Below are 11,927 nucleotides of genomic sequence, written 5' to 3'. Positions count from 1 at the left end.
GGTTGCGTCTCCGGTTGCGTCCCCGGTTGCGTCCCCGGTTGCGTCTCCGACGATGTCACGCGACCCCCCGCAGGCGTGGGTTGAGCACGGCCTCCAGCGCCCGGCCGCAGAACGTGAACGCCAGGACGACCGCGACGATGCACAGGCCCGGCGGCAGGACGTACCACCACGCGCCGGAGGTGACCGCCCCCCAGTCGTAGGAGCCGCGCAGCATGCTGCCCCACGACGCCTGCCCCGCGTCCGCGCCGAGGAAGGCCAGGGTCGACTCGGTGACGATGGCGCTGGCCACCGTGAGCGTGGTGTTGGCCAGCACGAGCGGGGCGACGTTGGGCAGCACGTGCCGGGTCATGACGTGCCAGTGCCCGGCGCCCAGCACCCGCGAGCGCTCGACGTACGGCCTGGCCTCCACGGCCAGCGTCTGGGCCCGGATCAGCCGGGCCGTCGCCGCCCAGGAGGTCACCCCGATCGCCAGGATGATCGTGGAGGTGCCGCCGCCGAGGATGGCCGCCAGCACCAGGGCGAGCACGAGCGAGGGCAGGACCAGGAACCAGTCCGTGATCCGCATCAGCACCGCCGACGACCAGCCCCGGAAGTGCCCGGCGGTGATCCCGGTGACCGTGCCGATGACCATGCTGAGCAGCGCCGCCAGGAAGCCGATCAGCAGCGACACCCGCGAGCCCCACAGGATCATCAGCAGGATCGAGCGGCCCGACTCGTCGGTGCCCAGCGGGAACTCCGCGCTCGGCGGCGCCATCTTGGGCCCCGTCGCCTTGGTCACGTCCAGGCCCGACGGGTCGGTGACCAGGGGCGTGACCAGGGCCAGCAGGACGAACACGGCCAGGATCGCGGCGCCGTACAGCCCGGTCCGCTGGGCGCGGTAGTCCCGCCAGAACCGGGCGAGCGCTCCCCGGCGGCGCGCCGCCGTCTCGTTCATGCGGACCTCACCCGGGGGTCCAGGACGTGGTACAGCACGTCGGCCAGCGTGTTCATGATGATCACCGCGACGCACAGGACCATGAACGTCCCCTGCATCACGGCGAAGTCCGGGCCCTTGATCGCCTCGTAGAACAGCAGGCCCAGGCCCGGCCAGGAGTAGACGGTCTCGGTGGTCACCGCGCCCTGCACCACCAGCCCTATGTGCAGGAAGACCAGCGTCACCGTGGGCAGCAGGGCGTTGGGCACGGCGTGGCGGCGGCGCACCTGGGCGTCGCGCAGTCCCTTGGCGCGCGCGGTGGTCACGTAGTCCTGGCCGATCTCGTCGAGCAGCGAGGAGCGCATGACCACCAGGTACTGCGCGTAGACCACCGCGACCAGGGTGATGCACGGCAGCACCAGGTGGTGGGCGACGTGCAGCAGGTACATCGGGCCGTCCGGCGCGTCGACGTCCTCCATGCCGCGGGTGGGGAAGATGCCCGGGATCGGGCCCACCCCGGCCGCGAAGACCATCAGCAGCAGCAGTCCGAGCCAGAACGTCGGCACCGACCACAGGGTCAGCGAGATCCCGGTGGAGAAGCGGTCCAGCCGTCCCCCGTGGTTCCAGGCGGCCCGGGTGCCCTGCCACAGGCCCAGGCTGACCGCGATCACCAGGCCGGTGCCGACCAGCAGCAGGGTCGGCCCCAGCCGCTCGCCGATGAGCTCGGCGACCGGCCGGCGGTACTCGTAGGAGGTGCCGAGATCGCCCCGCAGCGCCCTGGCCACGAAGTCCAGGAACTGCTCGGGCAGCGGCCGGTCCAGTCCCATCTGGCGGCGGAGCAGGGCCAGCTGGTCCGGGGTGAGCGGCACGTCCCGGGTGTAGGCGATCGCCGGATCGCCGGGGATGAGGCGGAACAGGAAGAAGGTCGCGACGACCACCATGCCGATGCTCAGCAGCGCGCCGCCGAGCTTGGTCAGCGCGTAACCGAGCGCGCCCCGCCGGGCGCCGCGTCCCTCCTGCGGGCCCGCCGCCGGACCGGCGGCGGGCTCGATCTCGATGGGTGCCGTCATCGGCGCTCACTCACGGTCGTCGTCACCCTTGCGGCGGAGCCGGGCCGTCAGGATGAGTCCCAGGACGAAGACGACCACGACGCCCGCCGCGGTCGCCACGACGGCGGTGGTGAAGGGGCCGGCGCCGTCGTCGTCCGAGGGGGCCGGGCCGGCCGGCGCCTGGAGCGAGTAGACGGGCCAGTAGCCGCTGCCGCCGTACAGGATGCCCTTGTCCTCGGGGATCGGGGTGATCGAGGTGATCCGGTCCTTGCGGTAGGCCTCGAGGTTGTTCGGGTAGTAGACGGCGATGATCGGCGCGTCGGTGTAGAGCTTCTCCTGCATCTGCTTCATCAGCGCGATGCGCTTGGGCCGGTCGAGCTCGGCCAGCTGCTGCCGGTAGAGCTTCTCGTAGTCCTCGTTGCAGTAGAACGACTCGGTGCCGCCGCCCTCACCGGCCGCCGTCGGCCGCCGGCTGCACAGGTGGGTGGCGAAGACCTCCTCGGGGTCCGGGTTGACCGACCAGCCGCTGATGGCGATGTCGTACAGCGCGGTGCTCCCGGTCTCCTCGGTGAACTTGTTGGAGTCGAGCTTGCGGGTGGTCAGCTGGATGCCGATGTCCTTGAGCCAGCCCGTGAGGAACTGGGCGAGCTTGTCCTCGATGGGGTCCTCGGTGTGGATGCTGAAGCGCATCTCCAGCTTCCGGTCCCCGTCCGGCATGGTGCGGATGCCGTCCGCGCCCTTCCTGTACCCCGCGTCGTCGAGGATCTTGTTGGCCCGGGCCGGGTCGAAGGTCACCCGCGTGTCGCCTGCGGCCTCCCAGAAGAAGTCCTTGTACATCGGCGGGACGATCGAGCCGTTCGCGGGCACGGCCAGGCCGTTCTGCACCTGGTCGACCAGGGCCTGCTTGTCGATCGCGTAGTGGATCGCCTGGCGCACCTTCACGTCCTTCAGCGCCGGGTGGCCGTCGCCGATCTCCTCGCCGTCGGCGGTGGCGGCGCCGGGGTTGAGCTGAAGGTAGCTGGCCCGCCGGCCCTGGGTGTTCCACTGCACGATGTTCGGGTCACCGGCCAGCGCCTGGAACTGCGGGCCGGCCAGCCGGCCGATCCAGTCGATGTCGCCCTTCTTCAGCCCGACGTTGGCCGCCTCGGGATTCTCATAGAAGATCACGTGCAGCTCGTCGATCTTGGGGGCGCCGCGCCAGTAGGCCGGGTTGGCCATCAGCTTCACGTAGGCGTTCTTCTTGTGCTCGACCGCGATGTAGGGCCCGTTGCCGACGGCCGGGTACCGCTCGGCCTCGTAGGTGCCGATGTCGGGGACCTTCTCCCAGACGTGCTTGGGCACGATCGGGATCGGCAGCTCCAGCATGGACGCCTGCGGCTGCTTCGTCTTGATCACCAGCGTGCGGTCGTCCGGGGCGGTCACGCTCTCGAAATTCTCCACCGCCGGGCCGTTGGCCGTCTTCGCCCCGTCGTCGGTCATGATCTTGTTGAGGGTCCACGCCGCGTCCTGCGCAGTGACCGGCGTGCCGTCGGACCACTTCGTGTCACGGATCTTGAAGGTCCAGGTGAGCTTGTCGCCCGAGGCCTGCCAGGACTCGGCGAGGTCGGGACTGGGCTGGAGGGTCTTGGAGTCGGGAGTCGTCAGGTAGGCGTACATCCACCGGTGGACCGAGGTCGAGATCACCCGGACCGCCAGGAAGGGGTTCATCGAGTCGATGGCCTGGATCGCCCCGAGCCGGACGATCCTCTTGCCTTCCGCGGGTTCCTGTACGGCCTGCACCCCGGCCGGTACGGCCTGCGCGGCGGTCGCGGGGAAAGCCGCGAGCGACAGCGCCAGCCCCAGCGCCGCCAGCCGCCCACCCAGTCTGGTCATGGTGGTTCCTCACCTTCCAACCAGTGAATCGTTGTAGTCGAAGGCACACCCTGGCGGGGGGACGTGTCAACGAGTCGTGGAAGATTGTTTCATTCTTGTGTTTTACCCCGACATTATTTTTCAATCCCTGTGCGGGTTGGCGAGGATGGTGTGACGAAGAACCGACCGGTCGGTATGGACGAGGGCGGTTCCGTACGGCATGCTTACCGAACATGAGTCTGTTCTCCGTCGAAGGCAAGACAGTCGTGGTCACGGGCGGTTCCCGGGGGATCGGCCGGATGATCGCAGCGGGGTTCGTGGACGCCGGGGCGACGGTCTACATCTCCTCGCGCAAGGCCGCCGAGGTGGAGAAGACGGCCGCCGAGCTGGGGTGCGTCGCCGTACCGGCCGACCTGTCCACCCCTGACGGCGTCTCCACGCTCGTGGAGGCGGTCTCCGCCCGCGAGGAGCGGCTGGACGTGCTGGTCAACAACGCCGGGGCGACCTGGGGCGCGCCGCTGGAGGAGTATCCCGAGCACGCCTTCGACAAGCTCTGGGGCGTCAACGTCAAGGGCGTGTTCTACCTGACCCAGCGGTTCCTGCCGCTGCTGCGCGCCGCCGCCTCGGCCGAGGACCCGGCCCGGGTCATCAACATCGGGTCCGTGGACGGCATCCGGGTGCCCGCTCTGGAGACCTACGCCTACTCCACGACCAAGGCCGCCGTGCACATGCTCACCCGCCAGCTGGCGCACCGGCTCGCGGCCGAGTCGATCACCGTCAACGCGATCGCGCCCGGTCCGTTCGACTCGAAGATGATGGCCTTCGCCCTCGACGACCCGGGCACCCGCGACGCGATCGCCTCAAGTGTGCCGCTCGGCCGGATCGGCCGCCCGGAGGACATGGCGGGCACCGCCATCTATCTCGCCTCGCGGGCGGGGTCCTACCTGACCGGCGCCGTGATCCCGGTGGACGGCGGCATCACCACCCACGGCTGAGCCGTCCGGCACCGAGGCCTCAAGCACTGAGCCGGCCGGACGCGGCGGTCCGTCCCGGGACTGCGCCCCCGGGACGGGCCGCCGAGGGCGCCCCTCCTCGCACATGACCCGGTCTCACGTCTTGCTGTGATCGATTCCGGGTGACAGCGTGATCGTCATGGCGAACCGCTTCACAGCGATCGCGACGGCCGCCCTGGCCGTCGCCGTCACGCTTCCCGCCGGAGCCGCCCACGCGGATCCCACCCCTGTCTCCCCCGACACGGCGACACCCCCCGCCGCCTGTGACGCCACCCGGACGCCTCCCTCCTACACCGGTGAGGTGCCCACGCCCCGGAGCGTGCTCGGCTTCGACCTCGGCGAGCGCGAGGTCACCACCGCCGAGTCCGACACCCTGCTGGCCGCCGTCGACACGGCCAGCGCCCGGGTCGTCTCCGGCACCCTGGCCACCAGCGCGCAGGGACGTCCGCTGAGGTACGCGATCGTCGGCACCCCGAAGAACATCCGGAGCCTGCCCGCGATCGAGGCCGCGATCAAGACCCTGCGCAGCCCGCTGACCCCCGAACCCGCCGCCCGCGCCCTGGCCCGCAGGACGCCCGCGATCCTCTGGGTCGCCGGGAACATCCACGGCGGCGAGGAGAGCGGCACCGACGCCGCCCTGAAGACCCTCTACGACCTCGCCGGACGCGACGACTGCGCGGCCCGGCGCATCCTGGACAACGCCGTCGTGGTCATCCTGCCCACCCAGAACCCCGACGGCCGCGAGGCCGACACCCGGCGCAACGCCTACGCCTTCGACATGAACCGCGACTGGTTCGCCCGGACCCAGCCGGAGACCGACGGCAAGATCGAAATGCTCCGGAAGTATCCGCCGCAGCTGTTCATCGACGCCCACGAGATGGGCGGCACGGAGTACTTCTTCCCGCCGAACGCCGACCCGATCTATCACGACATCGCCGAGCCCACGGTCAGCTGGATCAACGACGTCTACGGCGCCTCGATGATCGCCGAGTTCACCCGGCGCGGCATCCCGTTCTTCAACCGCGACGTCTACGACCTGTTCTACATGGGCTACGGCGACACGGTCCCGGTGACCGGCTTCAACGCCGCGGGCATGACCTTCGAGAAGGGCGGCTCCTCCCCGATCGCCGCCCGCACCTTCGAGCAGTGGCTCACCCAGTGGGTCTCCCTGTCGGCCGCCGCCGACCGCAGGGCCGAGATCCTCACCACCTGGGCGGGCATGCACCGGGAGGCGTTCAAGCAGGGCCTGGCCGGTCAGCTGGAGCCGAACAAGGTCTACAACCCCGGCAACGAGGTCATCACCCAGGTCCCCGACCGCAGGGTCCGCCACTACTTCCTGCGCGCCGACGACCGGACCAAGAAGGCCGAGACCGAGCAGATCGTGCGCCGCCTGCAGCGCATGGACGTGCAGGTGTTCAGGCTCACCCGGCCGCTGACGGTCAGGGACTTCAAGGCGTACGGCAGGCCCGAGGCCAGGACCGCCCTGCCCGCGGGCACCTACTGGATCCCCATGGCCCAGGGCCAGAAACACTGGGTCCAGGCCATGCTGAACGAGGACACCTACACGCCCTTCCCCTACTTCTACGACGTCACCGCCTGGAGCCTGCCGCTGCTGGCCAACGTATCCGGCGGCTCCTCCGGCTCCGTGCTGCTGCCGGCCGCGGCCCCGGTCAAGCCCGTCGCCGCCCCCTCCGGACGGATCACCACCTCCCGGAAGATCGGCGTGCTCCAGCTGGCCGGCCCGGCCCAGGCCGCCAACGAGTCCACCGGCTGGCTGCGCCACCGGCTCGACCGCGACTGGAAGCTCCCCTACGAGGTGCTCGCCCCCGCCGACGTCGCCGCGGGCAGGCTCGCCGGGCTGGACGTGCTGCTGGTCCCGGACGGCCCGGCCGCGACGGGCAACACCGCGCTCGGTGACGCGGGCCGTACGGCGCTGCGGGAGTGGGTCGCCGCGGGCGGCCGGTACGTCGGCTGGGCGGGCGGCACGCAGCTGGCCGTCCTGGCGGGCGTCTCCGGCGTCACGCTGGCCGAGCCCACCTCCGACGTGCCCGGCTCGCTGTTCCGGACGACCGTGTCGCAGAGCCCGCTGGGCGCGGGCGTCGGGCCGGACGTCATGACCTTCTACGCCTACGACCTGGTGATGCGGGCCGCCGACCCGTCCCACGCGGTGGTCCCCTATCCGGCCCCGGACTCCCCCGGCTGGTTCGTGTCCGGCTTCGCCATGGGCGCCGAGGAACTCGGCGGCACGGCCGCGGTGGTGGACGAGCCGGTCGGCGCGGGCCACGCGGTGCTGTTCGCCGCCGACCCGAACTTCCGCGCCTTCACCGACGGCACCGCCAAGCTCGTCGCCAACGCCATCACCGCCGACCTGCCGTCCACCCGGGCGAAGGCACAGGCCCCCGCCCCGGACGCCGCCCGCGCCGCGGCGGCCGTACCCGACCGGGAGTCCCCCATCAGGATCACGGTCCCGGCGGCCCGGAAGGCCGAGGTCGCCGAGATCCTGACCGGCTACGGCGCCACCTGGACCGAACAGCCCGCCCCCGGCGGCGCGGTCCGCTTCGTGGTCGCCAACCCCAGTGGCCTCAGCGCCGACGAACACCCCTGGGCCGCCAGACTCCCCGCCGCCCTGCGCACCGCGAACATCACCCCCCTCGCGGTGACCCTGCCCCACTGACCCGCCCAAGTACGGCGCGCGCCCGGAAAACCCGGGCGCGCGCCGTACCGCATCACGAATCCGGGCGGCGTCCCCGGCTCATCCGTCGGCACCGGTCGTGGCGGTGGCGGTCCACTCGTGGAGGGCGAAGGGTTCTCCGGTGGTGACGGCGTGTACGGCTGAGGCCGGGTAGGCGATCATGTCCGGGGGGAGGTCGTCCAGCGGCCGCCAGGCGATCTCGGAGCATTTGGCGGGCTCGGCGTTGTACGGCTCGCCGTCCCAGTGGCGGGCCAGGAAGAACAGGCCGACGCGGTCGGGGGCGCGGTGCATGACGTGGGCGAACCTCAGGTCCTCGGGGGCTATCGTCACGCCGGTCTCCTCGCGGGCCTCCCTGACGGCCGCGGCCACGGCCGACTCCCCCGCTTCGAGGTGGCCGGAGGGCAGGTGCCAGCGGCCGTCGCCGTACCCGGTGTTCGCCCTGCGCAGCAGGAGCACCTCGCCGTCGCGGACCAGGAGCACGTGGACGTCCACGATGGCCCTGAACCGCTCCTTCGCGACCGGCTCCGGACCGGACGCCCGCCGGTCGAGGGCCTGGATCCACTTGGCGGCGACGGCCGCGACCTGGACCAGCTCGGTCCGCAGCGCCTCGGGGTCGTCCTCGGCGAACGCCTCCAGCACCTCCTCGATCAGGATGTGCCGCCAGGTCAGCGTCCCGTCCGCGAACGCCGCCGCGGTCTCGTCCTTGGCCCGTTCGGCCGCGGCCGCCCTCTCCGGGTCCGTGCCGTCGGCGATGTCCTGGATCCCCCACCTGGCGTCCTGCGCGGCGCGCTCGGCCCCGATGTCGGCGAGCACCCGCGCCAGCGAGCCCGGTACGCCGAAGTCCCCGTTCACCAGTGTCATGCGCCGCGACGTCCTTCCGCTCTCCTCACGTCAGGGCACGCTACAGGTCTCCCGCGTCAGCCGGGCTCCTCACCGGCCACGATCGCCTCCACCCGACCCAGCCGTTCAGTCCGGGAAACGGATGAAGGGCGGAGGGACGTGACCGACCAGCCAGACGCCGTTGGCGCTCAGGTGGAACTCGTGCCCGGCGGCGTGCATGGCTCCGGCGTCGACGGCCAGCACGACCGGCCGGCCGCGGCGGGAGCCCACCCGGGTGGCGGTCTCGCGGTCGGGTGAGAGGTGGACGTGGTGGCGGCTCATCGGGCGCAGCCCCTCGGCGCGGATCGCGGCGACGTTGCGGGCCACGGTGCCGTGGTAGAGGAACGCGGGCGGCTCGGCCACCGGCAGATCGAGCTCCACCGGGACGGAGTGCCCCTGGCTGGCGCGGATCCTGCCGTCCTCGATCGCGTAGCGCCGCTTGTCGTTGTCCGCGACGACCTGCTCCAGCTCCTCGGGCGAGATCGGGAACCCGTGCGCGGCCGCGGCCGCCAGCAACGTGTCCACCTGCACCCAGCCCTGGGCGTCCAGCTCGATCCCGATCCGCTCGGGCTGGTGCCGCAGGTGCTTGGCCAGATACTTGGAGACCTTCACCAGCCGCTCGTCCTTCATGCCGTCACATTCTGGCCGACCGGTCCCCCGCCGGGCGATCGGATAATCCGGTCCCGGGTAATCCGGTCCCGGGTAATCCGGTCCCGGGTAATCCGGTCCCGGGTAATCCGGTCCCGGGTAATCCGGTCTCGGGTGATCCGGTCTCGGGTAATTCGGTCGAAGTGCGGGGACGATGGCGCGCATCATGGCGGCATGGCATCTCGGAGGGAGAAGGACACGTCCCGGCGGAGGATCCTCGTGGAGCTGCACGCGTCGCTGGACCGGCGCCACCGCCCAGAGGACGTCGCGGACCTGGTGCTGCGCGCCCTGGAAGGGCGGCTGGTACGGCGCGAGCGGGTCGTACTGGAGCACGCGGCCGGGCGTTCGTCGCGGATGACGGGGCGCTTCTCCTCCATGCCGGACGACTTCGCCCGGCCGGTCGGCGGCGCCCGCCAGGTCGCGGCGGCCAACCGGCTGTTCGGGCGGTCCGTCGTGGTGGACGCCGACGACGCGGACCGGCTGATCGCCTTCGCGGCGCGGACCGGCCGGGACATCGGGTGGACGCCGGAGCGGACCGACTTCCTGCGCGACCGGCTGAACCGGCAGGCCCGCGACGCCGCCGGGATGGACCTGCCCAAGCGGCAGTACAACCGCCGCTTCCGCGTGCTGCGCCGTCTGGCGGCCAAGGCCGGGACGCTCGCCGCCGAGCAGGACAAGCGGCGGATGCTCATGGTCGGCGTCGCCGGGTTCGCCTCCGACATCCCGCTGGAGCGCTTCCTGGCCGATCCCGACGCCGCCTGCTTCGTGGCCTACTACACCGCGCGGCGCAAGCTGCGCCGGGAGTTCAGCCTGTCGGGCCGGGAGAACCCGTTCGACGAGATCGCCCAGGTCCTGTTCGACCGGTGCCGGGCCGGCAGCGACTGGTGGATGATCGCCCAGGTCCGCGCCACCCCGGACGTGCTGGAGCGCCTGACCGAACAGGAGTGCGGGCTGCTGCTCGGCCGGTGGTCGGCGGTCATGCGGCACGCCGCCGAGCTGCTGGGCAGGACGTGGCGGCCCGGTTCGGACCGGGAGACGATGATCGTCCGGCGCGGGGACGACTCCTCGACCTGGAACACCGTCGTGACCGCCTACAACGCGGCGCGCGCCGGATGGCTGGCCTGCCTGCAGTCGCTCGGCGCGCTGGAGCTCCTGGACGCCGCCTGCCCCGGAAAGGCCATGCGCCTGATGGCCGCCGACCTGGCCGCCTGGCACCGCGGCACCGGCGGGGACGTCGACCCCGCCACCATGGTCTGGGCCCTGCTGCCGCCGCCGTGGCAGGTGCTGGACGGCACCGCCTCGTGCACGCGGGCGGAGGTCGAGGAGGTCTGCCGGATGGCGGGGCTGGACCCGGAGCGGTCCGGCTGGACGGCGCCCGGGGCCCGGCGCGGGGTGGCGGTCTTCCGGCCGACCCCCGAGCTGGTGCACGGAGTGACCGTCGCCGACCCGGTGTGGGCGTCGCTGCTGCGCCGGGCCGGGGTGTTCAGCGGCAAGCACGTCAAGGCGGAGCTCGCCGGCGACGCGGCCCACGGCCTGGCCGCCGGGGTCGTGCTCAGCGATCTTCCGGTACGGGACGACACCCCGGAATGACGGATCTGCCGGATACGGGTCCGGCGGCCCCCAGGGGCGCTCCGGCAATCCCGGCACGGCTCCGACGGTTCCGGGAGGGCCTCGGTGATTCCGGCACGGGTGCGGCCACCGCGGCACGGCTCCGGCGGCCCCGGGAGAGCTCCGGCGATTCCGGCACGGCTGCGGCGGTCCCGGAAAATCGCTGGTCGCCGGGGCAGGCGGGGCGGCATGATGAGAGCGGCCTCACCGTAGCTCAGTGGTAGAGCGCCCGGCTCTTGGACCGGGTGGACGCCGGTTCGAGCCCGGTCGGTGAGGTCCGCGATCTTCTCCCTCCCGGCGCGCCGGGAGGGGAGCACCGGCCCGGCCGGACGTGAACCGCCTCAGCCGGACCCGGTTCGCCCCGGCCCGGCCGTCGGACCGGCCCGACCCGGGCGTGAGCCGCCTCGGCCCCGTCAGACCGCCTCGGCCCCGTCAGACCGCCTCGGCCACCGCGCGGGCCAGGTTGGCCGCCGCGTCCGGGGCGTAGCGCAGGAAGAAGTACGGCTCGGTCAGTTCGACCTCGATGACCGCCGCGCTGCCGTCGGGCAGGCGGACCAGGTCGACCCGGGCGTACAGCACGCCGGGGAACTCCGCCAGGACCCGCTCGGCGAGGGCCACCTGGTCGGGGTCGGCGGTGCGCAGCTGGGCCCGGGCGTTGTCGGCGTCCGGCGCGGCCGAGCCCCCGGCCAGCATCGGGTTGCGGCGTACGACGTGGCTGAGGCGCCCGCCGAAGTACAGCAGCGAGGTCTCCCCCTCGGTCTCGACCATGTCCAGGTACGGCTGGATCATCGCCGTCCGGCCCTCGGCGGCCAGCCGGGCGGCGTGCGCCTCGGCCTTGCCCCGGTCGGCGGTCCTGATGGTGTCGCGGGCGCCCGCCGAGATCGCGGGCTTGACCACGTACTCCCCGAGGTCCGGCAGGTCCACCGCCTGCCCAGGCTCGACCCAGGAGGTGGGGATGATCGGCACCGTCAGGTCCCACAGGTACGTCTTGTCGGTGTTGCGCTCCAGCACGGCGGCCGGGTTGGCCAGCCGGGTGACGGACTCCACCCGGCGCGCCCAGTCGAGGAACTCCGTACGGCGGGCCACGTAGTCCCAGGCCGAGCGGACGACCACGATGTCGAAGGCGGACCAGTCGACCCCGGGATCGTCCCAGCGCACGATCCGCCCGTCGATCCCGGCCTCGGCCCAGGCGGCGAGTGCGATCTCCTTCTCGTCGTCGAAGCCGTCCGGGTCCTCGTACGTCACGTACGCCGCGGAAACGCTCACAGCAATGC

The 11,927-nt window shown here is 72.1% G+C and carries 9 protein-coding genes and 1 tRNA gene; 4 read left to right on the top strand and 6 right to left on the bottom strand.

Annotated elements, in window-relative coordinates; all coding sequences use genetic code 11:
• Positions 1–55 precede the first annotated feature (55 nt).
• Genes Psi01_RS12250 through Psi01_RS12240 form a run of 3 tightly spaced genes read right to left on the bottom strand, consistent with a single transcriptional unit; the run spans position 56 to position 3,834 of the window.
• On the bottom strand, positions 56–934 hold the full coding sequence (locus tag Psi01_RS12250; RefSeq protein ID WP_204064100.1) for an ABC transporter permease: 879 nt from the start codon (positions 932–934) through the stop codon (positions 56–58).
• Positions 931–1,983 (bottom strand): ABC transporter permease, encoded by a 1,053-nt coding sequence (locus Psi01_RS12245; RefSeq protein ID WP_204064099.1) that lies wholly within the window; start codon positions 1,981–1,983, stop codon positions 931–933. The genes Psi01_RS12250 and Psi01_RS12245 overlap by 4 nt, the downstream gene beginning before the upstream one ends.
• Positions 1,984–1,989: 6 nt before the next feature.
• Positions 1,990–3,834 (bottom strand): ABC transporter substrate-binding protein, encoded by a 1,845-nt coding sequence (locus Psi01_RS12240; protein ID WP_204064098.1) that lies wholly within the window; start codon positions 3,832–3,834, stop codon positions 1,990–1,992.
• A 212-nt stretch (positions 3,835–4,046) separates the two neighbouring features.
• Between Psi01_RS12240 and Psi01_RS12235 the strand changes: the two genes are divergently transcribed.
• Both Psi01_RS12235 and Psi01_RS12230 read left to right on the top strand, forming a co-directional pair.
• Positions 4,047–4,808, top strand: a complete 762-nt coding sequence (locus Psi01_RS12235; protein WP_204064097.1) for an SDR family oxidoreductase — start codon at positions 4,047–4,049, stop codon at positions 4,806–4,808.
• A gap of 157 nt (positions 4,809–4,965) precedes the next feature.
• A complete protein-coding gene (locus tag Psi01_RS12230; protein WP_204064096.1) occupies positions 4,966–7,500 on the top strand; it encodes a M14 family zinc carboxypeptidase in 2,535 nt (844 codons plus the stop codon).
• Between the two features lie 78 nt (positions 7,501–7,578).
• On the opposite strand, the gene Psi01_RS12225 is transcribed toward Psi01_RS12230, so the two are convergent.
• Positions 7,579–8,379: an NUDIX hydrolase gene (locus Psi01_RS12225; RefSeq protein WP_204064095.1), complete on the bottom strand. Its 801-nt coding sequence runs from the start codon at positions 8,377–8,379 to the stop codon at positions 7,579–7,581.
• Positions 8,380–8,484: 105 nt separating this feature from the next.
• Positions 8,485–9,027, bottom strand: coding sequence for an RNA 2'-phosphotransferase (locus Psi01_RS12220; RefSeq protein ID WP_204064094.1), 543 nt, complete (start codon positions 9,025–9,027; stop codon positions 8,485–8,487).
• Between the two features lie 192 nt (positions 9,028–9,219).
• On the opposite strand from Psi01_RS12220, the gene Psi01_RS12215 reads away from it, so the two are divergent.
• Together Psi01_RS12215 and Psi01_RS12210 are read left to right on the top strand one after the other, a co-directional pair.
• Positions 9,220–10,635, top strand: a complete 1,416-nt coding sequence (locus Psi01_RS12215) for a hypothetical protein (protein WP_204064093.1) — start codon at positions 9,220–9,222, stop codon at positions 10,633–10,635.
• Positions 10,636–10,856: 221 nt separating this feature from the next.
• Positions 10,857–10,929: transfer RNA gene (locus tag Psi01_RS12210), tRNA-Lys, on the top strand.
• A 156-nt stretch (positions 10,930–11,085) separates the two neighbouring features.
• Here Psi01_RS12210 and Psi01_RS12205 read toward each other — a convergent pair.
• On the bottom strand, positions 11,086–11,919 hold the full coding sequence (locus tag Psi01_RS12205; RefSeq protein ID WP_204064092.1) for an ATP-grasp domain-containing protein: 834 nt from the start codon (positions 11,917–11,919) through the stop codon (positions 11,086–11,088).
• Positions 11,920–11,927: the final 8 nt, after the last annotated feature.

The organism is Paraplanobispora siamensis, from assembly GCF_016863175.1.
GTDB lineage: Bacteria > Actinomycetota > Actinomycetes > Streptosporangiales > Streptosporangiaceae > Planobispora > Planobispora siamensis.
Note: the sequence above shows the minus strand (reverse complement) of the source record. Positions and strands in the feature narration are given on the sequence as shown.